Origin of the sequence: uncultured Albimonas sp., assembly GCF_963977235.1 — a bacterium.
Lineage (GTDB): Bacteria > Pseudomonadota > Alphaproteobacteria > Rhodobacterales > Rhodobacteraceae > Albimonas.
On record NZ_CAXBOD010000032.1, the window covers coordinates 1 to 25,051 of the forward strand.

A 25,051-nucleotide genomic window follows, 5' to 3' on the forward strand; every position below is an offset into this window, starting at 1 on the left:
TCGGGCGGGGCGTTGCGGCCGCGCAGCGGACGCGAGGGCCGCCCCGACCGTCCCGAAACGTCCCTGCACAGGGCGCGCGGGGCCAAACGGAAGGGGCGCGCCGGCCTCCCGACCGACGCGCCCCGGCGCTTCCTCCCGCCCCGCCGCCCGCTTCGGGACGACCGGGCCTTCCGTGCGCGCGCCGGCGCACGGGACTCCGAGGACGGCCCTACTCGGCCGCTTCGGGACGCCGACTGTCGCGGATCAGGGTCAGGATGTTCTTCGCGGCCTCGGGGATGTTGGTCCCCGGCCCGAAGATCGCCTTCACCCCCGCGCCCTTCAGGAACTCGTAGTCCTGCTGCGGAATCACGCCCCCGCAGATCACCAGGATGTCGCCCGCGCCCTTGGCTTTCAACGCCTCGATCAGCTTGGGCGCGAGCGTCCGGTGCCCCGCCGCCTGCGAGGACACGCCCACCACATGCACGTCGTTGTCGATCGCGTCGTCCGCGGCCTCCTCGGGCGTCTGGAACAGCGGCCCCACGTCGACGTCAAAGCCGATGTCGGCAAACGCCGTCGCGATCACCTTGGCGCCGCGGTCATGGCCATCCTGGCCCATCTTGACCACCAGCATCCGCGGGCGGCGGCCCTCCTCCTCGGCGAAGGCGGCGACGTCGTCCTGGATCGCCTTGAACCCCGCGTCGCCCTCGTAGGCGGCGCCGTAGACGCCCGACAGCGTCTTCACCTCGGCGCGATGCCGGCCAAACGTCTTCTCCATGGCGTCCGAGATCTCCCCGACCGTGGCGCGGGCCCGCGCCGCCTCGACCGCGGCGCCCAGCAGGTTGCCCTCGCCGGTCTCCGCCACCTTCGTCAGCGCCGCCAGCGCGGCGTCACAGGCCGCCTGGTCGCGGCTGCCGCGCACCGACTTCAGACGCGCCACCTGGCTCTTGAGCACCGCCTCGTTGTCGATGTCGAGAATGTCGAGATCGTCCTCCTTGGCGAGGCGGTACTTGTTCACTCCGATGATCACCTCGTCGCCGCGGTCGATGCCGGCCTGGCGCATCGCCGCCGATTCCTCGATCCGCAGCTTGGGCATGCCCGAGGCCACGGCCTTGGTCATGCCGCCCATCTCCTCGATCTCCTGGATCAGGGCCCAGGCCTTGTCCTTGAGCTCGGAGGTCAGGCTCTCGACGTAGTAGGAGCCCGCCAGCGGATCGACCACCTTGGTGACCCCGGTCTCCTCCTGCAGGATCAGCTGGGTGTTGCGGGCGATGCGCGCCGAGAACTCGGTCGGCAGCGCCACCGCCTCGTCGAGCGCGTTGGTGTGCAGCGACTGGGTGCCGCCCAGCGCCGCCGACATCGCCTCGTAGGCGGTGCGGATGACGTTGTTGTAGGGGTCCTGCTCGGCGAGGCTCACGCCCGAGGTCTGGCAGTGGGTGCGCAGCATCTTCGAGCCGGGCTTCTGCGCGCCGAAGTCCTCCATCACGCGGGCCCACAGCAGGCGGGCGGCGCGCAGCTTCGCGGCCTCCATGAAGAAGTTCATGCCGATGGCGAAGAAGAACGACAGGCGCCCCGCGAACTGGTCCACCGTCAGGCCCTTGGCCATGGCCGCGCGCACGTATTCCATGCCGTCGGCGATGGTGAAGGCCAGCTCCTGCACCAGGTTCGCGCCCGCCTCCTGCATGTGGTAGCCGGAGATCGAGATCGAGTTGAACTTCGGCATCTCGTTGGAGGTGTACTCGATGATGTCGGCAATGATCTTCATCGAGGGCTCGGGCGGATAGATGTAGGTGTTCCGCACCATGAACTCTTTGAGAATGTCGTTCTGAATGGTCCCCGAGAGCAGCTTGCGCTCGACCCCCTGCTCCTCGCCCGCCACGATGAAGCTCGCCAGGATCGGGATCACCGCCCCGTTCATGGTCATCGAGACCGAGACCTTCTCGAGCGGGATGCCGTCGAAGAGGATCTTCATGTCCTCGACCGAGTCGATGGCCACCCCCGCCTTGCCCACATCGCCGATCACCCGCGGGTGGTCGCTGTCGTAGCCGCGATGGGTGGCCAGATCGAAGGCGACCGAGACGCCCTGCTGCCCCGCCGCCAGCGCCTTGCGGTAGAAGTTGTTGGATTCTTCGGCGGTCGAGAAGCCCGCATACTGCCGGATCGTCCAGGGCCGCCCCGCGTACATCGTGGCCCTCGGCCCGCGCACGAACGGATACTGCCCGGGCACCGAGCCCAGGTGGTCGACCGAGGCCAGATCCGCCTCGGTATAGAGGGGCTTCACGTCGATCCCCTCGATCGTCTTCCAGACCAGGTCCTCGAGGCTCTTGCCCTTGAGTTCCTTCTCGGCCAGCGAGCGCCAGGCCTCCAGATCAGACTTGCTCATCCCGATGCTCCTTCCCGGCGCCCGCCGCGCCGTCCGTTGCCTTCCGCCGCGCCAGGCGCGGCCATCCCAACTCGCCGCGCCGAGGCGGCAAACTCGTTCCGCCGCGTCTGCGCGGCAAGACAGGCCCGCCGCGCCTGCGCGGCAAACCAGACCCGCCGCGCCTGCGCAGGCGTTCTTGCCTGCCGCGCATCGGCGACCCTCCGCGCCCGGGGCGCAGTCACACCGCCCCGGAACCGTCTGCCCGACCCGCCGGCGGCGGTCGCGCGACGCCGGCCCGCGGCCGCCGCTCCCGAGGCCGTGACCGGCGCGGCTGGCCGCGCCGGGGCGAACCCCCTATATCTCTCCTGACCCGGCCGCCTCGCAGCAGCCCTCCCGGACCGGAGCCGATGATCCTCAGACGACGTCTTCTCGCCGCCCTCGGGGCCCTTGCCCTGCTCCCGGCCGCACGCCTCGACGCCCAGACCGGCGAGGACCCGCTCGCCCCCTACCTGTGGACGGCGCGCCCGGTCGTGGTCTTCGCCAACAACGACCGCGACCCGCGCCTGCTCCGCCAGATCTCGGAATTCGAGCGTGTCGCCGCCGACCTCGAGGAACGCGACGTGGTGGTTATCGTCGACACCGAGCCCGGCCCCTCCCGGTACGAGACCACCGACCTGCGCCGCAAGTTCCGCCCCCACGATTTCAACGTCATCGTGGTCGGCAAGGACGGCGAGGTGAAGAAGCGCAGCCCCCAGCCGATGACCGGCGACAGCCTGGCGCGGCTGATCGACCGCCTGCCGATCCGCCAGCAGGAGCTCGGCCGCCGCTGAGGCCCCCGCCCGCAAGGCCGCGCCCCCGAGGGGGACGGTCGGGCGGGGCGAGAGGTCCGCGCAGCGGGCCGCGAGGGCCGCCCGACCGTCGCGATTCCGCCAGCCGTCTCGATCCGGCCAGCGGACCCGCGCCCGCCGCCCGCCGCGATCCCGCCCGCGGCGCCGCGCCCCGGGCCGCCCCCCGCGCGCAGCCGGGCCGGAGCGGCCGCAGCCGCCCCGTCCCGATCGCGCGTGGAAGCCCTGGCCCGGGTCATCGCCTCACTCGAACTCCATGATCACGTCGTCGACCGCCAGGCTGTCGCCGGCCTTGGCGTTGACCTTGGAGACCACGGCCCGCTTTTCGGCGCGCAGCACGTTCTCCATCTTCATCGCCTCGACCACGGCGAGCACCTGGCCCTCCTGGACCTCCTGCCCCTCCTCCACGTCGACCGAGACGATCAGGCCGGGCATCGGGCACAGCAGCATCTTCGAGGTGTCGGGCGGCGTCTTGACCGGCATCATCGCCGCCAGCACCGCCTGGCGCGGGGTCAGCACCTGCACCTTCAGATCGGCCCCGCGGTAGCGCACCCGCGCCCCGCCGAGCCCCAGGTTCACCTTCGCCGTCATCGGCTTGCCGTCGATCACCGCGCGCGCCAGCGTCTTGCCCGGGGTCCAGTCCGTCTCCACCCGGCTGGTCTCGCCGTCGATGGTCACGTCCCAGCCCCCGGCCACCTCGGCCACCACCGTGTCGAAGCTCTCGCCGCCGATCCGAACCACCCACTGCGGATCCACCCGCCGCGTGTGGTTGCGCATCGCGCCAGAGATCTGCGCCGCGCGCCCCTCGACGATCATGTTGAAGGCCGAGGCCGCCCCCGCCAGACGCTTGAGCGACTCAGGGCTCAGCGTCGCGCCCTCGAAGCCCTCGGGGTATTCCTCCTGGATGAAGGCGGTCGAGATGTCGCCCGAGACGAACCGCGGATGGTCCATCACCGCCGCGCAGAACGGCAGGTTGTGGCCGATCCCCTCGACCTCGAACCCGTCGAGCGCGTCGCGCATCACCTCGATCGCCTCCAGACGCGTCGGCGCCCAGGAGCACAGCTTGGCGATCATCGGGTCGTAGAACATCGAGATCTCGCCGCCCTCGAACACGCCCGTGTCGTTGCGCACGGCCATCGAGTTGGTGGCGACCTCCTCGGGCGGGTTATAGCGGGTCAGACGACCGATCGAGGGCAGGAAGTTGCGATAGGGATCCTCGGCGTAGAGCCGGCTCTCGATCGCCCAGCCGTTGATGCCGATGTCGGCCTGGGTCATCGAGAGCTTCTCGCCCCAGGCCACCTTGATCATCTGCTCGACGAGATCGATGCCGGTGATCAGTTCGGTGACGGGATGCTCCACCTGCAGGCGGGTGTTCATCTCGAGGAAGTAGAAGTTCCGATCCCCGTCGACGATGAACTCCACCGTGCCGGCCGAGCAGTAGTCGACCGCCTTGGCCAGCGCCACGGACTGCTCGCCCATGGCCTTGCGGGTCTCTTCATCGAGGAACGGCGAAGGCGCCTCCTCGATGACCTTCTGGTTGCGCCGCTGGATCGAGCATTCGCGCTCATTGAGATACAGGCAGTTGCCGTGCTTGTCGCCCAGCACCTGGATCTCGATGTGGCGGGGCTGGGTGACGAACTTCTCGATGAAGATCCGGTCGTCGCCGAAGCTCGACTTGGCCTCGTTCTTCGAGCTCTGGAACCCCTCGCGCGCCTCCTGGTCGGTCCAGGCGATGCGCATGCCCTTGCCGCCGCCGCCGGCGGAGGCCTTGATCATCACCGGATAGCCGATGTCGTTGGCAATCTTGACCGCCTCGTCGGCGTCCTCGATCAGGCCCATGTAGCCGGGGACGGTGTTCACCCCCGCCTCGGCGGCCAGCTTCTTGGAGGTGATCTTGTCGCCCATCGCCTCGATCGCGCCGGTGGGCGGGCCGATGAAGGCGACGCCGGCCTCGTCGAGCGCCTTGGCGAACTTCGGGTTCTCCGACAGGAAGCCATAGCCCGGATGCACCGCCTCGGCGCCGCTCTGCTTGATGGCGTCCAGGATCTTGTCCATCACGATATAGGACTCGGAGGCCGGCGCCGGTCCGATGTGGACCGCCTCGTCGGCCATGCGCACATGCAGCGCGGTCTTGTCGGCGTCCGAATAGACCGCCACGGTCTTGATGCCCATCTTGCGGGCCGTCTTGATCACCCGGCAGGCGATCTCGCCGCGGTTGGCGATCAGGATCTTCTTGAACATCGTCCCTCCCCGGTTGGGTTGGTCAGGCGGCGAAGGCCGGCCCGGAATGCACGACGGCCCGCCGCGCGGAGGCGCGGCGGGCCGAGGGGTGATGGATGCGGGCCGCGCGCGCGGCGCCCGTCAGGGCGTCGCGGCGGACCGGGATCGGGCGCGCGAGGCGGACGCGCAGGGCGTCCGGGGTCGCGCGCGAAGCGTCAGCGGCGCCGCTTCTTGCGGTTGTTGCCGTTGAGGTCGATGTCGTCGGAATCGGTGAGCGCGCCGGTCGCGGCGCCCGCCGCGCCGCCCACGATGGCGCCGGTCGCCCAGTCGCCGCCGGTGACGGCCGCGGCGCCTGCGCCCACGCCGGCGCCGATGGCGCCGCCCGACAGGGCCCGCTCGCCCGTCGACTGGCCGCAGCCTGCGGCCAGCAGCAGCGCGGCGAGGCCGGCGCCCAGGGCGATGCGCGGAGTGGTGAAACTGCTCGAGGACATGCCGTCCCTCCTTGTGCTCGGATCTTGGTCCGAAACTGCACACGAAGCTGGGCGGAAGTTCCGTCGGACGGGGGCGATTTCGGGGCCCACGTTCGCGTGATCGCGGCGGCGGAGCGCGAAGTCTGACAAAGATGAACCGGCGCGGAGCCAGGGCTCCCCGCCGGTCCGGTCGCCGCGCGGACCGCAGCCGCGCGGACTTCGCAAGGACGCGCGCGCCGCGAAAGGCGCGCGCAGCCCGTGGCCTCAGTCGAGGCGCAGGTCGTCGGCGTCGGTGAGGGCCCCGGTCGCGGCGCCCGCCGCGCCGCCCACGATGGCGCCGGTCGCTGCGCTGCCGCCGGTGACGGCGCCGGCCGCGGCGCCCACGCCCGCGCCGATCGCGCCGCCGGAGAGGGCGCGCTCGCCCGTCGAATTGCCGCAGGCGGCGAGGCCAAGGCCCATCGCCAGGACCGAGGCCGACAGAAGGCCGCGACGCAGGATGCTGTTAGAGTAGACCGACATTTCGCTTCTCCTCTCTCTCGCTGGTTGAGAGAAAGATGGGCGCGGCCTGTGGCGGAATCGGAGCGAAAACGGGCGACGTGTCGCCCCAGTCCTTCCACGATGCGGAAAGGCGTCCGAAGCGGCGGACAGGCCCGTGCGCGGGCCTCCGCGGCCGAGGTCAGTCCTTCTCGTGGGGCAGCACCGCCAGCACGCCCCAGGCGATGCCCACGAAGCCGAAGCTGGTTCCAAAGCCGATGGCGAGCAGGACGGTGGCCATCTCGCTCCGCTCGGCCCGCTCGATCAGGCTGCCCAGCCCCCCGATGTCGAGCCACAGCAGGATCAGCAGGCAGACCCAGCCCGCCACGATCCCGGTCGCGGCATGCAGGGCGACGAATTTCGCCAGCCTGCAGGGGTCGTGAGGCTTCTTCGGATCGGGCGTCATCGCGCGTCTCCCCCCGGGGCGCCGCCCCGGCCGACATCTGCATCGCTGTCGCGACAGATAGCGCACAGGCGCGGATCGGGAACGCGCGGCGACCACAGGCGTCCGGGGCCGGACTCATGGTGAACGAGTCCTTTCCCCGTGCGAAGTCGGCCGCCCGTGTTGCGAAGTCCTGACCCGGCGCGCTCATCCCGGCCGCCTCGCGATGCAGTCGATCTCGACCAGCGCGCCCACGGCCAGCGCCGTGACGCCCACGGTGGTGCGCGCCGGCAGGCGGTCGTCGGGGAAGACGCTCTTGTAGGCGGCGTTGAACGCCGCGTAGTCCCGCTCGAACTCCGTCAGGAAGCAGCGGCATTGCACGACGTGGGACAGATCCAGCCCGACGCCCGCCAGCACGATCGCGAGGTTCTCGATCACGCGCCGCGTCTGCGCCTCGATCCCCTCCGGCAGAGGGGCGTCGGGCGCTTGCGGGTCGGTCGGCATCTGCCCGGTCAGGATCACCCAGCCGTCGGCCTCGACGGCATGGCTGAAGGGGGCCACCGGCCGCGGCCCCCCGCCGATCATATGGAAGATGGGATGGTCCATCTGGGTCCCCGCCGGACTATTCCGCGCTCAGAGCGGAATGTTGTCGTGCTTCTTCCACGGGTTCTCGAGCTTCTTGTTGCGAAGCGCGGCGAAGGCGCGGGCCACCCGCTTGCGGGTCGACTGGGGCATGATCACCTCGTCGATGAAGCCCTTCTCGGCCGCCACGAACGGGTTGGCGAACCGGTCCTCGTAGTTCTTGGCCCGCGCGGCGATCTTCTCGGGGTCGCCGAGTTCGGAGCGATACAGGATCTCGGTCGCGCCCTTGGCGCCCATCACCGCGATCTCGGCCGTCGGCCAGGCGTAGTTGATGTCGCCGCGCAGGTGCTTGGAAGCCATGACGTCGTAGGCGCCGCCGTAGGCCTTGCGGGTGATCACCGTGACCTTGGGCACCGTCGCCTCGCCATAGGCGAACAGCAGCTTGGCGCCGTGCTTGATGACGCCGCCGTACTCCTGGCCCGTGCCCGGCAGGAAGCCCGGCACGTCCACGAAGGTCAGGATCGGGATGTTGAAGCAGTCGCAGAAACGCACGAAGCGCGCGGCTTTGCGCGAGCTGTCGATGTCGAGGCAGCCGGCCAGCACCATCGGCTGGTTGGCGACGACGCCCACCGTCTCGCCCTCCATGCGGATGAAGCCGGTGATCATGTTCTTGGCGAAGTCGGCCTGGATCTCGAAGAAATCGCCCTCGTCGGCGACCTTCTCGATCAGCTCCTTCATGTCGTAGGGCTTGTTGGGGTTGTCGGGGATCAGCGTGTCGAGGCTGGTCTCGATCCGGTCCACGGTGTCGAAGAAGGGCCGCACGGGCGGCTTCTCGCGGTTCGACAGCGGCAGGAAGTCCACCAGCCGGCGGGTCTGGATCAGGGCCTCGACGTCGTTGTCATAGGCGCCGTCGGCGACCGAGGACTTCGAGGTGTGGGTCTTGGCGCCGCCGAGCTCCTCGGCGGTGACCACCTCGTTGGTCACCGTCTTCACCACGTCGGGGCCGGTGACGAACATGTAGGAGCTGTCGCGCACCATGAAGATGAAGTCGGTCATCGCGGGCGAATAGACCGCGCCGCCCGCGCAGGGCCCCATGATCACCGAGATCTGGGGCACCACGCCCGAGGCCATGATGTTGCGCTGGAACACCTCGGCGTAGCCGGCCAGCGAGGCCACGCCCTCCTGGATCCGCGCGCCGCCCGAGTCGTTCAGCCCGATCACCGGCGCGCCGTTGCGCATCGCCATGTCCATGATCTTGCAGATCTTCTGGGCGTGGGTCTCGGACAGCGAGCCGCCGAACACCGTGAAGTCCTGGGAGAAGACATAGACCTGGCGGCCGTTGACCGTGCCCCAGCCGGTGACCACGCCGTCGCCGTAGGGGCGGTCCTGCTCCATCCCGAAGTCGGTGCAGCGGTGGGCCACGAACATGTCGAATTCTTCGAACGAGCCCTCGTCCAGGAACAGCTCGACGCGCTCGCGCGCGGTCAGCTTGCCCTTGGCATGCTGGCTGTCGATCCGCTTCTGTCCGCCGCCCAGGCGCGCGGTCTGGCGCCGAAGTTCAAGCTCCGCGAGGATATCGTTCATCGGGGTCCCTTCTCGGCCGAGTTCCGTCCCATTCCGGCCCGGCACCGTATCGCTGCGGCGGGGCCCGGGAAAAGCCTTGTCGCGCGGAGGTGCAAAGTTTAGGGAACTTCAGTTCTGCAAATTGCGAAGTTGCGAATACGCCGGAGGCCCGATTGACCCGCGCCCGAAAACTCTATGCCGGCGTCCGCCTGCGCGAGATCCGCCGCGAGCAGGGCCTGACCCAGGCCGTCTACGCCGAGGCGCTGGGGATCTCGCTCAGCTACCTCAACCAGATGGAGAACAACCACCGCCCGGTCTCGGCCGCGGTGGTGATCGCGTTGTCGGAGCGGTTCGGGGTGAACCTCTCGACCCTTTCGGTCGGCGAATCCCAGCGCCTGACCGCCGACATGCGCGAGGCGCTGGCCGATCCGGTCTTCGACGGCGCCCAGCCGCCGATGGCGGACCTCGAGCTCGCGGCCTCCAACGCGCCCTCGCTCGCGCGCGCCTTCCTGTCGCTGCACCGAGCCTTCCGCCAGCGGGGCGAGCGGCTGGCGAGCCTCGACGACGCGCTCGGCCGCGAGGACGGTATCGCCCCCCAGCCCTGGGAGGAGGTGCGCGACTTCTTCCACTATTGCGACAACTACATCGACGCCGTCGACCGCGCGGCCGAGAGCTTCGCGACCGCCACCGGCTTCGGACGCCCCGGCCCGGGGCGCGACCGCCTTCAGGCCGCCGCCGACTGGCTGGCGAATCGCCACGGGCTGACCCTGCGCATCGCCGACACGCCCGCCCTGCGGATGCTGGACGGCGACACGCTGACCCTGTCCTCGCGCACCTCGCCCGCCACGCGCGCCTTCCAGGCCGCCGTGCAGGTGGCGCTGACCTCCTACGGCGACCTGATCGAGGCGACGCTCGACCTTGCGGGCTTCGGCTCGGACGAGGCGCGCGAGATCTGCAAGATCGGTCTGGCCAACTATTTCGCCGGCGCCGCCGTCCTGCCCTACGCCGCCTTCCAGGAGGCCGCCGAGGAGCAGCGCCACGACATCGAGCTGCTGGCCGACCAGTTCGGCGCCTCGATCGAGCAGGTGGCCCACCGCCTGTCCACCCTCCAGCGCCGCGGCGCGCAGGGCGTGCCCTTCTGGTTCGTGCGCGTCGACCAGGCCGGCACGATCACCAAGCGCCACTCGGCCACCCGGCTGCAGTTCGCGCGCTATGGCTCGGCCTGTCCGCTGTGGAACGTGCACCAGGCCTTCGAGACGCCGGGCCGCCTGCTGCGCCAGCTCGCCGAGACCCCCGACGGGGTGCGCTACATCTCCCTTGCGCGCGACGTGACCAAGCCCGGCGGCGGCTTCCGGCGGCCGACGCGGCGCTATGCGATCGGGCTGGGCTGCGAGGTGCGCTTCGCCGACCGGCTGGTCTATGCCGACGACCTGGACCTGGCCGCGCCGGCCTCCTACGAGCCGATCGGGATCAGCTGCCGGATCTGCGAGCGGGCGGACTGCCACCAGCGCTCGGTTCCGCCGCTGAAGACGGCGATCGCGGTGGACCATTCGCGCCGCGACCTGCTGCCCTACAGCCTCGCCGCCCCCGGCGGACGCGGCGCGCGCGAGACGCCTGCCGACAAGCCCTGACGCGCGCCCTCCGCCGCGCCCTGGCCACAGGCGCCTCTTGCCACGAGGGCCAACGCCGACCCCGCGCCGCGCGCAAGCCCGCGCCACCGGCGCGCCCCCGACGCGGCGCTCCCCGCCCTCCACGCCGCAAGGCGCCCCCTCCCCACGCGCCGCCCGCCACAGGCCCCCTCTCAGCCCACGCCGCCGCCCGCCGCGCGCCGCGGGCGGAACCGGGGCGCGGGCGCCGCGCCCGACGCGGCGCCCGCGTCCGGGAAATCCATTGACCGCGGGCGCCGGGCGTCTACGATCAGCCGACCAGCGCGGGCCTCGCCCGGACCGCGCCGGACAACCAGAACCAGACGGGAGGATCGGGCGATGCCAGGCGTTCACAGGCGCAACCCGCATGCCCGTGCGGCCAACCGGCCCGCGCGCGGACCCGGCGCGCCACCGTCCGGCCTCAGCTGAGATCTCCGAACCGGGACCGGCCCCGCGCCGCGCCCCGCCCAGCGTATCCAGTCGCCGGCGCGGCAGGGAGGCCAAGGCCGCCGCCGCCGACTCAGCCAGGGAGACCCACATGCCCAAGGATTTCGGGATCGGCGCCAGTTCCAAACGGCGGGAGGACGTCCGCTTCCTCACCGGGGAGGGACGCTACACCGACGACATCAACCTGCCCGGCCAGGCCTATGCCGCGATCCTGCGCTCGCCGGCCGCGCATGCGCGGATCAAGGCGCTCGACACCGCCGCGGCCAAGGCCGCGCCCGGCGTGCTGGCGGTGATGACCGGCGCCGATGTCGAGGCTGTCGGCGGCCTGCCCTGCGGCTGGCTGATCCACTCGCGCGACGGCTCGCCGATGAAGGAGCCCAAGCACCCGATCCTCGCCCACGGCAAGGTCCGTCACGTCGGCGATCCCGTCGCCCTCGTGGTCGCCGAGACCTACGCCCAGGCCCGCGACGCCGCCGAGATGATCGAGATGGACCTCGAGGAACTTCCCGCCGTCATCGACATGCGCAAGGCGCTGGCGGGCGGCGCGGACGTGCATGACGACGCGCCGGGCAACCTCTGCTACGACTGGACCTTCGGCACCGAGCAGGCCGAGACCGACGCCGCCTTCGCCTCGGCCGCCCATGTCACCACGCTCGAGCTGATCAACAACCGTCTGGTCGCCAACCCGATGGAGCCGCGCGCCGCGATCGGCCAGTACGAGCGGCACTCGGGCATGCACACGCTCTACACCACCTCGCAGAACCCCCACGTGATCCGGCTCTTGATGGGCGCCTTCGTGCTCGGCATCCCCGAGCACAAGCTGCGGGTCGTCGCCCCCGACGTCGGCGGCGGTTTCGGGACCAAGATCTACCACTACGCCGAAGAGGCGCTGGTCACGCTGGCCGCCAAGCAGATCAACCGCCCCGTCAAGTGGACCTCCGAGCGGGCCGAGGCCTTCATCTCGGACGCGCAGGGCCGCGATCACGTCACCAAGATCGAGCTGGCGCTGGATGCCGAGGGCAAGTTCCTGGCGCTGCGCACCGACACGCTCGCCAACATGGGCGCGTATCTCTCGACCTTCGCCTCCTCGATCCCGACCTACCTGCACGGGACGCTGATGGCGGGGAACTACCTCACGCCCAAGATCACCGTGAACGTGCGCGCGGTGTTCACCAATACCGTGCCCGTCGATGCCTACCGCGGCGCCGGCCGGCCCGAGGCGACCTACCAGCTCGAGCGGGTCATCGACCAGGCCGCCCGCGAGCTGGGCATGGATCCCGTCGAGCTGCGCCGCAAGAACTTCATCCCCGCCGACCGCTTCCCCTACGCCACCCCTGTGGCGGTGGAATACGACACCGGCAACTACGCCGCGACCATGGACAAGCTCGAGGAGATCTCCGACCGCGCCGGCTTCGAGGCCCGCAAGGCCGAGAGCGCCAAGCGCGGCAAGCTCCGCGGCTTCGGCGTGGCGAGCTACATCGAGGCCTGCGGCCTCGCCCCCTCCCGCCTCGCCGGCCAGCTCGGCGCCCGCGCGGGCCTCTTCGAGAGCGCCCAGGTCCGGGTCAACGCGGCCGGCGGCGTGGTGGTCTGGACCGGCACGCACTCCCACGGTCAGGGGCACGAGACGACCTTCGCCCAGGTGGTCGCCGACATGCTGGGCCTGCCCGAGGACCAGATCGAGATCGTCCATGGCGACACCTCGAAGGGCTCGATGGGCATGGGCACCTACGGCTCGCGCTCGCTGTCGGTGGGCGGCTCGGCGATCTACAACGCCACCAACAAGGTGATCGAGAAGGCCCGCAAGATCGCCGCCCACCTGATGGAGGCCTCGGCCGAGGACGTGGCCTTCGAGAACGGCCAGTTCACCGTCAAGGGCACCGACCGCTCGGTGGCGTTCGGCGAAGTGGCGCTCGCCGCCTACGTGCCCCACAACTACCCGCTGGAGGAGCTCGAGCCGGGGCTGGAGGAGCAGGCCTTCTACGACCCCTCCAACTTCACCTATCCCGCCGGCGCCTACGCCTGCGAGGTCGAGGTCGACCCCGACACCGGCAAGACCGAGGTGCTGGGCTTCTGGGCCGCGGACGATTTCGGCAACGTGATCAACCCGATGATCGTCGAGGGCCAGGTCCAGGGCGGCGTCGCCCAGGGCATCGGCCAGGCGCTGATGGAGCACTGCGTCTTCGACGAGAACGGCCAGCTGCTGACCGGCACCTACATGGACTACGCCATGCCGCGGGCCCATGACCTGCCCTATATCGGCGTCGACCACTCCTGCCAGACGCCGTGCACCCACAACCCGCTGGGCGTGAAGGGCTGCGGCGAGGCGGGGGCGATCGGCTCTCCGCCGGCGCTGGTCAACGCGGTGCTCGATGCGCTGAATTCGGGCGGGCACAAGGTGGCCCATGTCGACATGCCGCTCAGCCCCGCCCGCGTGTGGGCCGCGATGCGCGCCGCGGGCGCCTGATCGCCGCGCCACGACCCGACCGGGCCCCCGCCCTTCCGCGGGGGCCCGTTGCGTTCCGGCCCGCGTCCCGCCTGTTCCCGTCCCCTCAGCCGCGCCGCCCTCACCGATGTATTCCCTCGACTTCGTGCGGCCGGCCTCGCTGGCCGAGGCCGTGGCCGCCCTGCAGGCCGACGACGCGCTGCCGCTGGGCGGCGGGCAGACGCTGATCCCCGCCCTGCGCCAGCGCCTGGCGATGCCGGGCCGGGTGGTGGCGCTGGCCGCCCTGCCCGAGCTGGTGGGGCTGCGCATCGAGGGCGGCGAGATCCGCATCCGCGGCGCCACCTGTCACGCCAGGATCGCGGCCGAGGCGCCGCTGCCCGCGCTGGCGCGGCTCGCTGCGCGCATCGGCGACCCGGCGGTGCGCAACCGCGGCACCATCGGCGGCAGTCTCGTCAACAACGACCCCGCCGCCTGCTGGCCCGCGGCCGCGCTGGCGCTCGGCGCCGTGATCCGGGCGCGCGGCGCGGGCGGAGCGCGCGAGATCCCGGCCGACGCCTGGTTCCGCGGCCTGTTCGAGACCGACCTGCGCGCCGGCGAGATCCTGACCGAGGTCCGCTTCCCCCTGCCGCTCGCCGCCGCCTACGCGCGGTTCCGCCAGCCGGCCTCGGGCTTTGCGCTGGCCGGCGTCTTCGTCGCCCGCTTCGCGACGGAGGTGCGGGTGGCGGTCACCGGCGCCTCGGCCGCGGGCGTCTACCGCTGGACCGAGGCCGAGCAGCTGCTCGCCGACGACTTCACCCCCGAGGCGCTGACCCCGCTGACCGTCTCGGCCGAGGGGATGATCACCGACGTCGCGGCGCCGGCGGCCTATCGCGCGCACCTGGTGCGGGTGATGGCCGGGCGCGCGGTGGCTCAGGCGGCGGGAGGATAAGGGCAAAAAAACGGGGCGCGCCGCCGGTCGAACGTGTCGCCGGCGAGCGCGCCCCAGAAATCTGTCGTGCGCGGACAGGCGTCACGACCGAGGGACACATTCATCCTTCAATCGAGACACGGCGGCGTTCTGTTCGAATTACGGCTAAATCAAGACGTTGAGTTAACGTCTTGTGAACATAGGTTACGCAGCGCGGCGCGCAGTCCGCCCTCCGCAGATCCCTCCTCGCGCAGCGCGAGATGCACCGGCAGCGGCATCGCCTTGCCGCGGAACGACGCCGGCAGGCGCACCGCGTCCTTCTCTGTGGTGACCATGCGCGCGCCCAGGGCCTCGGCCTCGGCCTCGAGCCGGCGCAGCGCCTTGGGCTCGAACGGCGCGTGGTCGGGGAAGGCGTGGGCGGCGACCAGATCGGCGCCCAGCCCCCGCAGGGTGGCGAAGAACTTCTCGGGACGGGCGATGCCGGCGAAGGCCAGCACCTTCTCGCCCCGCCAGTCGATGCCGATCTCGCGCGCCCGAACCTCGCCCTCATGGACGGGAAGGCGCGAGAGCTGCGGCCAGCGCTCGCGCATCCGGTCGCGGGCCGCAGGAGGGCCGATCAGCAGGGCCGCCTGGGCGCGGGCGAGGCCGGCGTCCACCGTCTCCCGCAGGGGGCCGGCGGGAATCGGCAGGCCATTGCCGAAGCCCGAGGCGGCGTCGACGACCACCAGGGAAAAATCCCGGGCGAGGCCGGGATTCTGGAAGCCGTCGTCCATCACCAGCGCCTGCGCGCCCGCGGCGACGGCGGCTTTCGCGGCCGCGGCGCGGTCGGCGCAGACCCAGACCGGCGCGAAGGCGGCGAGCAGCAGCGGCTCGTCCCCCGTCCGCGCGGCGGTGTCGCGGGCCATGTCCACACGATGCGGCGCCCCGCGCGAGGCCGAGCCGCCGTGGCCGCGGGTCAGCACATGCGCCTCGACGCGCAGCTCGCCCAGGATCTCGAGGATCGCGAGCACGGTCGGCGTCTTGCCCGCGCCCCCCGCGGTCAGGTTGCCCACGCAGATCACCGGGACCGGCGCGCGCCAGTCCGGCGCCCGCGCCACCCGCCGCGCGGTGGCGCGCGCATAGAGCCGGCCCAGCGGCGCCAGCAGCCGCGCCAGCCGGCCCGGCCGCTCGGGCGGGTTCGACCAGAAGGCGGGGGCGCGCATCATCGCGGAGGCTCCGGGGCGGGGTCCTTGTCGGCGCGACCAGCCCACGCCGAGACCGCGCCCCCCGCGCGCGGCGGCAGCAGGGGCAGCAGCGCGGCCAGCGTCGTCTGCGTCGCGCCGCGCCCGTCGCCGAGGGCCGTGCGGGCGGCCGCGACCATCCGCTCCCGCGCGGGAGCCTCGGTCAGAAGGTCGGCCACCGCCTCGCCCAGCGCCGGACCGTCGGCGACCTCCCGCGCTCCCCCCGCGGCGGCGAGGGCCGCGTAGTCGGCGCGGAAGTTCGCCACATGCGGCCCGTGCAGGATCGCGGCGCCCAGAGCTGCGGGCTCATGGGGGTTGTGCCCGCCCCGGTCGACCAGCGAGCCGCCGATGAAGGCCACAGGCGCGAGCCTCAGCCACGCCCCCATCTCGCCCAGCGTGTCTAGCACGTGGATCTCGTCCTGCGGGCCCAGCGCCTGGCCGCGGCCGCGTCGGGCGACCCGCAGGCCGCGCGACCACAGCTCCCGCGCGATCTCCTCGCCCCGTTCGGGGTGGCGGGGGACCAGAAGACAGACGAGGCCCGGCACGCGGGTCGCGGCAGTGCGCTGCGCCTCGGCGACGGCCATCTCCTCGCCCTCATGGGTGGAGGCCGCGAGCCACAGCGGCCGGCCGCGCAGCGCCGAGAGCGTCGCCGTGCGCAGGCTCGGCCGGTCGGGCGGCGCCGCGCCCGCCTTCAGCGAGCCAGAGGCCCGCGCGTTCGCGGCCCCCAGCCGGCGCAGCCGCGCGGCCCCGTCCTCGTCCTGCGCCAGCACCGCCGCGAAGCGGCGCAGAAGCTGGGCGATCATCCCCGGCGCCCGGCGCCAGCCGCGGGCCGACCGCTCGGACATCCGGGCGTTGACCAGCGCGGCCGGGGCGCCGGAGGCGGCCGCGGCCTCGAGCAGCGCGGGCCAGATCTCGCTCTCGACCCAGACGCAGAGGTCGGGGCGCCAGTGGGCCACAAAGCGTTTCGGCGCGCGGCCGAGGTCGAGGGGGGCGAACTGGTGGCGGCAGCCCTCGGGCAGGCGCGCGGCCATCAGCTCGGCCGAGGTCAGGGTCCCCGTGGTCACCAGCACCGAGACGTCGGGCCGGGCGGCGCGCAGCTCGGCGATCAGCCCCAGCACCGAGAGCGACTCGCCCACGCTCGCGGCATGGAACCAGGCCAGCGGACCCGGCGGGCGATCGAGCCCCGGCTCGCCCAGCTTCTCGCGCATCCGCGCGCGCGCCTCCTTGCCGCGGGCGGCGCGCCTTGCCAGCAGCCGGGGCGCCAGCGGCCCCGCGAGGCGGGCGAGGATCAGGTAGAGCGTCAGCGCGGGTGAGATGCGTGGGTCCTCGCGGTCAGCGCGGCGCGCCGGGCGCGGCGGGCTCGACGGGGTTGCGGCCCATGCGCCGGTCGGCGTCCTGGGTGATCCGGGTCAGCACGTCCTCGATATGCAGGCGGTGCGCCTCGATCCCTTCGGGCGAGCGGTCGGCGGGCGGCTCGATCACCGGGCCCCAGACCTTAACACCGCGCCCGAACGGCAGGGGGATGAAGAACGAATCCCAGCTGCCGGCGACAAAGCCCCGGGAGGTCGAGAAGGCGAAGGGCGCCACCGGCACGTCCATGGCCGCCGAAACAGAGGCCACCCCGGGCTGCGCGCGCATCCGCGGGCCACGCGGCCCGTCGGGGGTCAGGGCGACGGCGATGCGGTCGTATTCGCCCAGCAGCTCGATCGCCTCGGCCGCCGCCGCGGCGCCGCCCTTGCGCTTGAGCGGCTTGCGCGGATCGCGGGAGCTGCCGCGCATCGAGGCGATGCCGAAGCGTCCCACGCAGTCGGCGATGATGTCGCCGTCGCGGTTGGCCGAGATCATCGCGTGCACGCGCCCGCCGGGGGGCATCTCGGCCGGAATGATCAGCAGGCGGCCGTGCCAGATCGCGATCACGATCCGCTCCTGCTGGGCGCGGATGCGGTCGCGCAGCGCGGGGTCGGGGATCTCCCACGCGGTGGTGCGGTCGACCAGGCGGATGTACCAGGCGCCCAGCGCGGCGGCGAGCCGGCGCAGGCGCGGCGAGCGGCGGACCCGGCCCAGCATCGAGGGGCTCAGCCCAGCTCCTCGGTCGGGCTCGCCTCTCGCTCCTCGTCCCGCAGGCGGTGCAGGTGGGCGATGAAATAGCGGGTGTGGGCGTCGTCCACGGTGCGCTGCGCGGCGGCCTTCCAGGCGGTGAAGGCGGCGGCGTAGTTGGGATATATCCCCACCAGGTCGATCTTGGAGACGTCGCTGAACTGGTTCGAGGACGGGTTCACGAGCTCGCCCCCGAAGACGAGATGAAGTCGCTGGACCATGGACGGCCTCCGCTTGGTGCATCGCAGGATCGCGCGAGCGTTAGACCGCCGTGCGGCGCGGCGTCAATCGCCAACCGCCGGCAGGTGCGCGGGATCTGCGGATTCCGCGCCGCAAGCGGGACGGAACCGGGGGGCGTTCGGGCTGCGCGCGCTTGACGCGGGGGGCCGCGAGCGGATAAGCGCGCGCACCCCGAAGGCGCGCGCCGGCCCTGCGCGCCGGCTTGAGGAGGCGCCCATGTCCCGCCCGCATTTCACGCCCCTGGTCGAGCGCCTGCCGGCCACGATCCCCTTCATCAGCCCCGAGCAGCAGCAGCGCGCGCTGGGCCGTCCGTTCTCCGCGCGGCTCGGCGCCAACGAGAACGTCTTCGGCCCCTCGCCCCGCGCCCGCGCGGCGATGGCCGAGGCCCTGCCCGACTGCTGGATGTACGCCGACGCCGAGCATCGCGAGCTGCGCGAGGCGCTGGCCGCAAAGCACGGCGTGCCGTTCGAGAACATCGTCGTGGGCGAGGGCGTGGACGGTCTGCTGGGCCTGCTGGCCCGCGTCCTGGTCGCCGAGGGCACGCCGGTGGTGACCTCCAACGGCGCCTACCCGACCTTCAACTACCATGTCGCGAGTTTCGGCGGCCGGCTGGTCCGGGTCCCCTATCGCGACGACCACGAGGACCCCGACGGCCTGCTCGCCGCCGCGGCGCGCGAGGCCGCGCCGCTGGTCTATCTCGCCAACCCCGACAACCCGATGGGCACCTGGTGGCCGGCCTCGAAGATCGAGACGATGGTCGCGCAGATGCCCTCGGATTCCGTGCTGTGCCTCGACGAGGCCTACATCGAGTTCGCGCCCGAGGGCACCGCCCCCGACATCGACCCCGAGGATCCCCGCGTGGTGCGCATGCGCACCTTCTCCAAGGCCTACGGGATGGCGGGGATGCGGGTGGGCTACGCAATCGCCACGACCCGGATGATCCAGGCCTTCAACAAGGTGAAGAACCACTTCGGGATGAACCGCATCGGGCTGGTCGGCGCCGCGGCCTCGGTCGAGGATCAGGCATGGATCCCCCAGATCCGCGCCCAGGTCGCCGCCGCCCGCGACCGCATCGCCGAGATCGCGGCGAAGAACGGCCTCTCGGCGCTGCCCTCGGCCACCAACTTCGTGGCGGTGGACTGCGGGCGCGACGGGGAGTTCGCCAAGGCGGTGCTCTCGGCGCTGATCGAGCGCGGCGTCTTCGTGCGCATGCCCTTCGTCGAGCCCGAGAACCGCTGCATCCGCGTCTCGGCCGGCACGCCCGAGATGCTCGACGCCTTCGAGACCGCCCTGCCCCAGGCGCTGGCCGAGGCCGCCGCCGCGCGCGAGACCGCCCGCGCCTGACCCCCCGGGGGGGAGCGAGGCCTGCCGCAGGCGCCGGCCCCGGGCCTGACCCGGGGCCTCGCGCGGGCGGCCGCGGGGGGCGGCCTCAGTCGAAGGCGACCGCGTCGGTGTTGCCCCCGCAGACCAGCACGCCCACCGCCTCGCCGCGGTCGGGCCGGTAGGCGCCGGACAGCAGGGCCGCCAGCGCCGCGGCGCCGGCGGGCTCCGCCGCCACCCGGCACACCGACCACAGGCGCTTTTGCGCCGCGACGATCGCCGCGTCGGCGACCAGCGCCGAGCGCGCCACATAGCGCTGCGCCAGCGGGAAGCCGATCTCGCCCACCCGAAGGGGCGCGAGACTGTCGGCCGCGACCCCGCCCCCCGGCGCGTCCACCGGACGCCCGGCCGCGAGCGCCATGTGCAGCGTCGGCGCGGCTTCCGGCTCGACCGCCACCAGCCGGCGCAGGCCGCAGAGATAGGCCGCCATCCCCGAGATCAGCCCCCCGCCGCCGGTCGCCACCAGCACCGTGTCGGGCGCGGCCTGCGCCTCGAACTCGAGCGCCACGGTGCCCTGGCCGCACAGCGTCTCGTGGCTGTCGTAGGCGTGGACGGACAGGGCGCCGGTCGCCTCGGCATGGGCCTCGGCCGCGGCGCGGGCCTCGTCGTAGCGATCGCCCGTCACGCGGGCCTCGGCCCCCAGCGCCCGGATCGCGGCGATCTTGGAGGGGTTGGCGACCGAGGGCACGAAGATCGTCGCGCGAACCCCGGTGCGCGCGGCCGCGAAAGCCACCGCCACGCCGTGATTGCCCCCCGAGGCCGCGACCACGCCCGCCGCCGGCACGCGCCGACCGACCAGGTTGGCGAAGGCCCCGCGGGTCTTGAACGAGCCGCCGTGCTGCATGAGCTCGAGCTTCAGGAACAGCCGGAACCCGTTCAGGCCGAAATCCTGCGGGTCCACCTCGATCACCGGAGTGCGTCGCACGTGGGGCACGATCTGGCGGTAGGCGTCCTCGACGTCCTTGCGGCAGGTCAGCTTCAGCGCGGCGACGGGCATGGTCTTGCTCCCGGGTCTTGAGTCTCCGGCCTCCGCATGGCACAAGTTGCCAACTTAGCAAAGAGGCTAACACTTGCAGTCGAACGCTTTCGACGCGCCCCGGCGCGCACCTGCCACGCAGGAGAGCCCGACCCCGACGCGAGGGCCGGCCTCCCAGGCTGACGGCGAGGCGGACCCGCGAGGCGACCGCGCCACCTCGGACCTGGTCGAGGCGCTCAAGGCGCTGGCCTCGGACAAACGGCTGGCGGTGCTGGGGTGGCTGCGCGATCCCACGGCGCATTTCCCCCCGCAGCGCGACGGCGACCTGGTGCGCGACGGGGTCTGCGCGCTGTTCCTGGCCGAGAAGCTCGGCGTCTCGCAGCCCACGCTCCACCGCCACATGCAGCTGCTGATCGGCGCCGGCCTGGTGGTGGCCAAGCGCACCCGCCAGTGGACCTTCTACCGACGAGACGAGCGCCGGATCGCCGCGCTCGCGGCCCGCATCGGCCAGGCGGTCTGAGCGCTAGCGCCGCGCCAGCGCCCGCAGCCGCAGGAGCGCGCCCAGCGCCAGCAGCGCGCCGAGGAAGGCGGCCGTCACCGGTCCCGCCGCGCCGAACGCCCCCAAGAGCCAGCCGAACAGCGGCCCCGCCGCCGCGAAGGCGAGGTTCATCGGCAGCGCCAGCCGCGTGACCATGCGCGCATAGGCGCACGGGTCGAACAGCTCCAGCGGCAGGGTCGCGCGGCAGACCGACAGCAGGCCCGTGCCCGCCCCGTAGATCGAGGCGAAGATCACCGCCGCAACGACGCTCCCCCCGCCGAAGCCCAGCGTGGCGAAGGCCACCGGCATCCCCGCCGCGGCGAGGATCGCCAGGCTGAGCGCGGGCAGCGGCGCCCCCAGCGCGAAATCCACCCCGCGCGCGGCCACCTGCGCCACGCCCACCACCGCGGCCAGCATCACCGCCGTTCGGGTCTCGGCGCCCAGGGCGGCCAGCGTCTCGGGCAGCGCCACGCCCAGGCCCCAGGAGATCATCCCCGCCAGCGACATCGCCAGCGCCAGCCAGCCGAAGCGCGCCCGCTCCGCCGCCGCGACCGAGGGCGCGGGCGGCGCGGGAGGCGGCGCCTCGGCCTCGCCGGGCGGAGCGAGGGGCGCCGCGGGCAGCGCAGGCGCCACCGCCGGGCGGGGGCCGGGCACGCACCAGTGCAGCGGCGCGCAGACCAGCAGGTTGGCCAGCGCATAGACCGCCAGCGTCCCCCGCCAGCCCAGCATCGGCTCGAGCCACAGCATCATCGGGAAGGAGCAGGTCGAGGCCAGCCCCGAGACCAGCATCGCCGCCGAGATCGCCCGCCGCGCGCCGGGGCCCAGCCGCTCGGCCAGCAGCACGTTGGCGCCGTTGGACAGCGCCATCGCCCCGCCCGCCCCCATCACCAGCCAGGCGAGGAAATAGACGACCGGGTTCGGGCTCGCGGCCAGCAGCCCCAGCCCCGCGGCCAGCACCAGCGAGCCCAGCGCCAGCAGGGGGCGCGCGCCGCGCCGCTCGAACACCGGGCCCAGCCAGGGCGAGAGGCCGGCCATCGCCAGCAGGAAGGCCGACGAGGCGCCGAAGGCCAGCGCCAGCGGCATGCCCAGCTCCTCGGCCATCTGGCGGGCCAGCACCGCGGGGATCGAGTAGGTCGAGCCCCAGCCGATCAGCTGGGTCAGCGCCGCCATCCCCGCCAGCCGCGTGGCGCCCGGCGCGCGAGGGTCCCGGGCGGACTGCGGTCCGGGGCTCATCGCGACAGGCTCGCAGCGGGAGGGGCCGCGCGCAGGAGGCGCGCCGGGGAGGGGGACATCGCGGCTCAGTAGTCTCCGCTGCGCGACATCCGCCGCTCCAGCCAGCGCACGGCCTGCGAGACCAACAGGATCAGCGCCAGGTATTCGAGCACCAGCACGGTGTAGATCTCCAGCGGGCGATACTCGGTCACCACCAGCTCGTTGGCCCGCCGGGTCAGCTCCTGCATGCCGATCACCGAGACCAGCGCCGACATCTTGAGCATGTAGGCGAACTGGTTGGCCAGCGGCGGCAGGATCCGGCGGATCGCCTGGGGCAGGATCACGAAGCGCATCACCTGCAGGCGGTTCAGGCCCATGGACTGGGCGGCCTCGGTCTGGCCCTTGGGGATCGCCTGGATGCCGGCGCGGAAGATCTCGGCCTCGAAAGCGGAGTCCGAGAGCGCCAGCGCCAGGACGCCCGCCCAGAACACGTTGATGGCGATCCCCGCGACCACCGGCAGGCCGTAGTAGACCCACAGGATCAGCACCAGGATCGGGATCGCGCGGAACACCTCGACATAGGCGAGGTTGAACCGCCGGCCCCAGCGATTGCGCCCCACGCCCGGCAGCGCCACGAGAACCCCCACCAGCACCGAGATCGCCATCGCCGTCGCCGACAAGAGGATCGTGTCCCAGAGCCCGCCCAGCAGGAACATCAGGTTCGAGCGCCCGCCCGCCGTCCAGGGCGAGACCACGTACCACCCCCAGTTGGTCCCGCCCGGCGCCCCGCTGCCGCAGCCCGCCAGCGCCAGCAGCGCGCCAAGCGCGATCAGCGGCGCGGCCGGGACGGGCCGGAGCAGGCGGATGCCGGGCATGGGGAACCTCGCGTAGGGACCGGGCGCGCCCCGCGGGGCGGCCAAGGCGGGGGCGTCTGGCGCGGAGCCTAGCGACATCGCCAGGCACGCGGAACCCGCCCCGTGCGCCCCCGGGGGGGACGCGACGACGCGACCTGCACGGAGGGAGAGGGGGCAGGCGGAAGGCGCGGGCCCGCTCAGCGCGTCGCCAGCACCAGGGCCACAATGGCGAGGCTGACCACCAGCACGCCGGCAAGCTCTCGCCGGCCCGGCCGCTCGCCGAACATCAGCACCGAGGCGGCGAGCGTGAACACCACCTCCACCTGCCCCACCACCCGCACCGAGGCCGCGTCGCGCAAGGCGAAGGCGCAGAACCAGCCCAGCGAGCCGCCGACCCCGGCCAGTCCCACCAGCAGCCCCGGCCGCCAGGCGCGCAGCAGGCGGGTCATGTCTCCGCGCCGGCCGACCTCGAGCTGCACGGCGGTCAGCACGGCCTGCATCGCCGTCACCACGCACAGCGCCGTCAGCGCGCGCATGGCGGCGTCCCCCTCGGGCAGCGCCAGCGTCGCGCCGCGATAGGCCACCGCCGAGAGGCCGAACAGCCCCCCCGAGGCGATGCCGATCAGCGCCCGCCGGTCCAGCAGGGCGCGCAGGCGCAGCCCCTCGGGCGGGCTCGAGATCAGCAGCACGCCGAAGATCCCCAGCCCGATCGCCGCCCAGGCCGCCGGCGGCAGCCGGTCGCCCAGCAGCGCCGCACCGAACAGCGCCGTCTGCAGCGCCTCGGTCTTGGTGTAGGCCATGGCGGCGGCGAAGTTGCGATGCGCGAACAGCCCCACGATCAGCCGGGTCGCGGCCATCTGCGCCAGCCCGCCCCCGATGCAGAAGGCCAGGAACGCGAGGGTCGGGGCGGGCGGCGCCTCGCCCCGCGCCAGGCACAGCCCCGCGAGCCCCGCGGCCGCCAGCGGCGCCGCGAACACGAAGCGCGCCCCCGCCCCCCCGGCCGAGCCGAGGGCGCCGGCGAGGCGCTTCTGCAGCGCGAAGCGAAGGTTCTGAAGGAAGGCGGCGCCAACGGCGAGAAGGACCCAGGTCTCCATGATCGGGCCATCAGCGACGTCGCGAGGCGGAATGTCAAACCGGGAAACGGTCTGCATACCCGACATGCGGCGCCCGCAGCCCTGGCGGCCGCGGCCCGGTCACGAACTGCGCGACGGCGCCTTTGCGACTGACACGCCGGGCCGAAGTGCTATGGTCGCAGCCGCGCCCCGCCCGCAGCCCGCTCCTCCAGCAGGCCGGGCGCGACGCGAGGGACATTTGGCCGGGCGCCGCGGGGGTGTGCGCGACCGGCGCGGAACGGAGAGAGAGATGCGACGACTTCTCGGCCGGGGCCTTGCGGCCGCAGCAATGCTGACCTGTGCGCTGGGCGCCCTGCCCGCGGCGGCGCAGACCGCGCTTCAGGACGTCCTCAACGGCGGCACCCTCAGGGTGGGCACCACCGGCGACTGGAATCCGATGAGCGTGCGGGATCCCGCCTCGAACAGCTACAAGGGCTACGACGTCGACGTGATGGAGGCGCTGGCCGCCGACCTCGGCGTCGAGCTCGAATTCGTGCCCACCGACTGGAAGACCCTGGTCAACGGCGTGGTGGCGGGCAAGTACCACCTGACGGGCTCGGCCTCGATCAGCCCGGCGCGGATGAAAGTGGCGGGGTATTCGGACAGCTACCTCACCGTGGTGATCCTGCCCTTCACCACGCAGGACAAGGCGGACCGGTTCTCGGACTGGGACGACATCGACAAGCCGGGGGTGACGGTCGCCACGACGCTGGGCACCACCTTCGAGAAATACGTGAAGGCCTGGTTCCCCAACGCCGAGATCAAGGTGGTCGAGGCTCCGGCCCGCGGCTATCAGGAGGTGCTGGCCGGCCGCGCGGACGTGTTCGTGACCTCGAACATCGAGGGGGCGACGCTGATCGAGAAGTTCCCCAACGTGACCCGGGTCGAAGTCGGCGAGACGCGCGCGCCCTCGCCCATCGCGATGCTGCTGCCGCAGTCCGATCAGGTCTGGATCAACTACGTGAACAACTGGATCCAGATCAAGAAGCTGGAAGGTTTCTTCGACGAGACCGCGGTGAAATGGGGCCTCGCCCCGGCCGAATAA

At 72.5% G+C, this 25,051-nt stretch carries 22 protein-coding genes; 7 read left to right on the forward strand and 15 right to left on the reverse strand.

Features of this window, described 5'->3' with window-relative positions; all coding sequences use genetic code 11:
* Nucleotides 1–208 precede the first annotated feature (208 nt).
* Entirely contained in the window at nucleotides 209–2,359 is a 2,151-nt protein-coding gene (gene scpA / locus AAC134_RS14635; RefSeq protein ID WP_339949846.1) for a methylmalonyl-CoA mutase, read from the reverse strand.
* Between the two features lie 386 nt (nucleotides 2,360–2,745).
* On the opposite strand from scpA, the gene AAC134_RS14640 reads away from it, so the two are divergent.
* On the forward strand, nucleotides 2,746–3,168 hold the full coding sequence (locus AAC134_RS14640) for a DUF4174 domain-containing protein (protein WP_339949847.1): 423 nt from the start codon (nucleotides 2,746–2,748) through the stop codon (nucleotides 3,166–3,168).
* Between the two features lie 258 nt (nucleotides 3,169–3,426).
* On the opposite strand, the gene AAC134_RS14645 is transcribed toward AAC134_RS14640, so the two are convergent.
* The 6 genes from AAC134_RS14645 to AAC134_RS14670 all read right to left on the reverse strand — a co-directional run bounded on the left by AAC134_RS14645 (nucleotide 3,427) and on the right by AAC134_RS14670 (nucleotide 8,955).
* Nucleotides 3,427–5,424, reverse strand: a complete 1,998-nt coding sequence (locus tag AAC134_RS14645) for an acetyl/propionyl/methylcrotonyl-CoA carboxylase subunit alpha (protein ID WP_339949848.1) — start codon at nucleotides 5,422–5,424, stop codon at nucleotides 3,427–3,429.
* Nucleotides 5,425–5,618: 194 nt separating this feature from the next.
* On the reverse strand, nucleotides 5,619–5,894 hold the full coding sequence (locus tag AAC134_RS14650; RefSeq protein WP_339949849.1) for a hypothetical protein: 276 nt from the start codon (nucleotides 5,892–5,894) through the stop codon (nucleotides 5,619–5,621).
* 243 nt (nucleotides 5,895–6,137) lie between these two features.
* Entirely contained in the window at nucleotides 6,138–6,392 is a 255-nt protein-coding gene (locus tag AAC134_RS14655; protein ID WP_339949850.1) for a YMGG-like glycine zipper-containing protein, read from the reverse strand.
* A 157-nt stretch (nucleotides 6,393–6,549) separates the two neighbouring features.
* Nucleotides 6,550–6,813 carry a hypothetical protein gene (locus AAC134_RS14660; protein ID WP_339949851.1) on the reverse strand — a complete coding sequence of 88 codons (264 nt, stop codon included), beginning with the start codon at nucleotides 6,811–6,813 and terminating at the stop codon, nucleotides 6,550–6,552.
* Between the two features lie 183 nt (nucleotides 6,814–6,996).
* Complete coding sequence (locus AAC134_RS14665; protein ID WP_339949852.1) at nucleotides 6,997–7,395, reverse strand: RidA family protein; 399 nt, start codon at nucleotides 7,393–7,395, stop codon at nucleotides 6,997–6,999.
* A 27-nt stretch (nucleotides 7,396–7,422) separates the two neighbouring features.
* Nucleotides 7,423–8,955: an acyl-CoA carboxylase subunit beta gene (locus AAC134_RS14670; protein ID WP_339949853.1), complete on the reverse strand. Its 1,533-nt coding sequence runs from the start codon at nucleotides 8,953–8,955 to the stop codon at nucleotides 7,423–7,425.
* A gap of 152 nt (nucleotides 8,956–9,107) precedes the next feature.
* Between AAC134_RS14670 and AAC134_RS14675 the strand changes: the two genes are divergently transcribed.
* The 3 genes from AAC134_RS14675 (at nucleotide 9,108) to AAC134_RS14685 (ending at nucleotide 14,398) form a co-directional block, all read left to right on the forward strand.
* On the forward strand, nucleotides 9,108–10,565 hold the full coding sequence (locus AAC134_RS14675; protein ID WP_339949854.1) for a short-chain fatty acyl-CoA regulator family protein: 1,458 nt from the start codon (nucleotides 9,108–9,110) through the stop codon (nucleotides 10,563–10,565).
* A 553-nt stretch (nucleotides 10,566–11,118) separates the two neighbouring features.
* Complete coding sequence (locus AAC134_RS14680) at nucleotides 11,119–13,491, forward strand: xanthine dehydrogenase family protein molybdopterin-binding subunit (protein WP_339949855.1); 2,373 nt, start codon at nucleotides 11,119–11,121, stop codon at nucleotides 13,489–13,491.
* A gap of 106 nt (nucleotides 13,492–13,597) precedes the next feature.
* Nucleotides 13,598–14,398 carry an FAD binding domain-containing protein gene (locus tag AAC134_RS14685; protein WP_339949856.1) on the forward strand — a complete coding sequence of 267 codons (801 nt, stop codon included), beginning with the start codon at nucleotides 13,598–13,600 and terminating at the stop codon, nucleotides 14,396–14,398.
* A gap of 149 nt (nucleotides 14,399–14,547) precedes the next feature.
* On the opposite strand, the gene lpxK is transcribed toward AAC134_RS14685, so the two are convergent.
* From lpxK to AAC134_RS14705, 4 genes are all read right to left on the reverse strand, one after another.
* Entirely contained in the window at nucleotides 14,548–15,579 is a 1,032-nt protein-coding gene (gene lpxK, locus AAC134_RS14690) for a tetraacyldisaccharide 4'-kinase (RefSeq protein WP_339949895.1), read from the reverse strand.
* Complete coding sequence (locus tag AAC134_RS14695) at nucleotides 15,579–16,805, reverse strand: 3-deoxy-D-manno-octulosonic acid transferase (RefSeq protein ID WP_339949857.1); 1,227 nt, start codon at nucleotides 16,803–16,805, stop codon at nucleotides 15,579–15,581. Before AAC134_RS14695 ends, lpxK begins: the two co-directional genes overlap by 1 nt.
* A 124-nt stretch (nucleotides 16,806–16,929) precedes the next feature.
* A complete protein-coding gene (locus AAC134_RS14700; RefSeq protein ID WP_339949858.1) occupies nucleotides 16,930–17,664 on the reverse strand; it encodes a DUF374 domain-containing protein in 735 nt (244 codons plus the stop codon).
* Nucleotides 17,665–17,672: 8 nt separating this feature from the next.
* Nucleotides 17,673–17,915, reverse strand: coding sequence for a DUF4170 domain-containing protein (locus AAC134_RS14705; RefSeq protein WP_339949859.1), 243 nt, complete (start codon nucleotides 17,913–17,915; stop codon nucleotides 17,673–17,675).
* Between the two features lie 235 nt (nucleotides 17,916–18,150).
* Between AAC134_RS14705 and AAC134_RS14710 the strand changes: the two genes are divergently transcribed.
* The gene (locus AAC134_RS14710) at nucleotides 18,151–19,278 is read left to right on the forward strand and encodes a pyridoxal phosphate-dependent aminotransferase (protein WP_339949860.1); all 1,128 of its coding nucleotides are present in this window, start codon (nucleotides 18,151–18,153) and stop codon (nucleotides 19,276–19,278) included.
* 85 nt (nucleotides 19,279–19,363) lie between these two features.
* Here the strand turns inward: AAC134_RS14710 and AAC134_RS14715 are convergent, their stop codons facing one another.
* Nucleotides 19,364–20,311, reverse strand: coding sequence for a threonine/serine dehydratase (locus tag AAC134_RS14715; protein WP_339949861.1), 948 nt, complete (start codon nucleotides 20,309–20,311; stop codon nucleotides 19,364–19,366).
* A 73-nt stretch (nucleotides 20,312–20,384) separates the two neighbouring features.
* On the opposite strand from AAC134_RS14715, the gene AAC134_RS14720 reads away from it, so the two are divergent.
* A complete protein-coding gene (locus AAC134_RS14720; protein ID WP_339949862.1) occupies nucleotides 20,385–20,810 on the forward strand; it encodes a winged helix-turn-helix domain-containing protein in 426 nt (141 codons plus the stop codon).
* Nucleotides 20,811–20,813: 3 nt separating this feature from the next.
* On the opposite strand, the gene AAC134_RS14725 is transcribed toward AAC134_RS14720, so the two are convergent.
* The 3 genes from AAC134_RS14725 to AAC134_RS14735 all read right to left on the reverse strand — a co-directional run bounded on the left by AAC134_RS14725 (nucleotide 20,814) and on the right by AAC134_RS14735 (nucleotide 23,988).
* Entirely contained in the window at nucleotides 20,814–22,061 is a 1,248-nt protein-coding gene (locus tag AAC134_RS14725; protein ID WP_339949863.1) for an MFS transporter, read from the reverse strand.
* 65 nt (nucleotides 22,062–22,126) lie between these two features.
* A complete protein-coding gene (locus AAC134_RS14730) occupies nucleotides 22,127–22,915 on the reverse strand; it encodes an amino acid ABC transporter permease (protein ID WP_339949864.1) in 789 nt (262 codons plus the stop codon).
* A 176-nt stretch (nucleotides 22,916–23,091) separates the two neighbouring features.
* Nucleotides 23,092–23,988: an EamA/RhaT family transporter gene (locus AAC134_RS14735; protein ID WP_339949865.1), complete on the reverse strand. Its 897-nt coding sequence runs from the start codon at nucleotides 23,986–23,988 to the stop codon at nucleotides 23,092–23,094.
* Nucleotides 23,989–24,256: 268 nt separating this feature from the next.
* Here AAC134_RS14735 and AAC134_RS14740 point away from each other — a divergent pair, with 268 nt between their 5' ends.
* A complete protein-coding gene (locus tag AAC134_RS14740; RefSeq protein WP_339949866.1) occupies nucleotides 24,257–25,051 on the forward strand; it encodes a transporter substrate-binding domain-containing protein in 795 nt (264 codons plus the stop codon).

Bases quoted from the DNA above. Each gene is read 5' to 3' on its own strand.
- AAC134_RS14645 (WP_339949848.1), bottom strand. From the start codon at position 5,424: ATGTTCAAGAAGATCCTGATCGCCAACCGCGGCGAGATCGCCTGCCGG.
- scpA (WP_339949846.1), bottom strand. From the start codon at position 2,359: ATGAGCAAGTCTGATCTGGAGGCCTGGCGCTCGCTGGCCGAGAAGGAA.
- AAC134_RS14700 (WP_339949858.1), bottom strand. From the start codon at position 17,664: ATGCTGGGCCGGGTCCGCCGCTCGCCGCGCCTGCGCCGGCTCGCCGCC.
- AAC134_RS14705 (WP_339949859.1), bottom strand. From the start codon at position 17,915: ATGGTCCAGCGACTTCATCTCGTCTTCGGGGGCGAGCTCGTGAACCCG.
- AAC134_RS14670 (WP_339949853.1), bottom strand. From the start codon at position 8,955: ATGAACGATATCCTCGCGGAGCTTGAACTTCGGCGCCAGACCGCGCGC.
- AAC134_RS14740 (WP_339949866.1), top strand. From the start codon at position 24,257: ATGCGACGACTTCTCGGCCGGGGCCTTGCGGCCGCAGCAATGCTGACC.
- lpxK (WP_339949895.1), bottom strand. From the start codon at position 15,579: ATGCGCGCCCCCGCCTTCTGGTCGAACCCGCCCGAGCGGCCGGGCCGG.
- AAC134_RS14655 (WP_339949850.1), bottom strand. From the start codon at position 6,392: ATGTCGGTCTACTCTAACAGCATCCTGCGTCGCGGCCTTCTGTCGGCC.
- AAC134_RS14695 (WP_339949857.1), bottom strand. From the start codon at position 16,805: ATGCGCGAGAAGCTGGGCGAGCCGGGGCTCGATCGCCCGCCGGGTCCG.
- AAC134_RS14640 (WP_339949847.1), top strand. From the start codon at position 2,746: ATGATCCTCAGACGACGTCTTCTCGCCGCCCTCGGGGCCCTTGCCCTG.
- AAC134_RS14665 (WP_339949852.1), bottom strand. From the start codon at position 7,395: ATGGACCATCCCATCTTCCATATGATCGGCGGGGGGCCGCGGCCGGTG.
- AAC134_RS14685 (WP_339949856.1), top strand. From the start codon at position 13,598: ATGTATTCCCTCGACTTCGTGCGGCCGGCCTCGCTGGCCGAGGCCGTG.
- AAC134_RS14650 (WP_339949849.1), bottom strand. From the start codon at position 5,894: ATGTCCTCGAGCAGTTTCACCACTCCGCGCATCGCCCTGGGCGCCGGC.
- AAC134_RS14715 (WP_339949861.1), bottom strand. From the start codon at position 20,311: ATGCCCGTCGCCGCGCTGAAGCTGACCTGCCGCAAGGACGTCGAGGAC.
- AAC134_RS14710 (WP_339949860.1), top strand. From the start codon at position 18,151: ATGTCCCGCCCGCATTTCACGCCCCTGGTCGAGCGCCTGCCGGCCACG.
- AAC134_RS14725 (WP_339949863.1), bottom strand. From the start codon at position 22,061: ATGAGCCCCGGACCGCAGTCCGCCCGGGACCCTCGCGCGCCGGGCGCC.
- AAC134_RS14730 (WP_339949864.1), bottom strand. From the start codon at position 22,915: ATGCCCGGCATCCGCCTGCTCCGGCCCGTCCCGGCCGCGCCGCTGATC.
- AAC134_RS14735 (WP_339949865.1), bottom strand. From the start codon at position 23,988: ATGGAGACCTGGGTCCTTCTCGCCGTTGGCGCCGCCTTCCTTCAGAAC.
- AAC134_RS14660 (WP_339949851.1), bottom strand. From the start codon at position 6,813: ATGACGCCCGATCCGAAGAAGCCTCACGACCCCTGCAGGCTGGCGAAA.
- AAC134_RS14680 (WP_339949855.1), top strand. From the start codon at position 11,119: ATGCCCAAGGATTTCGGGATCGGCGCCAGTTCCAAACGGCGGGAGGAC.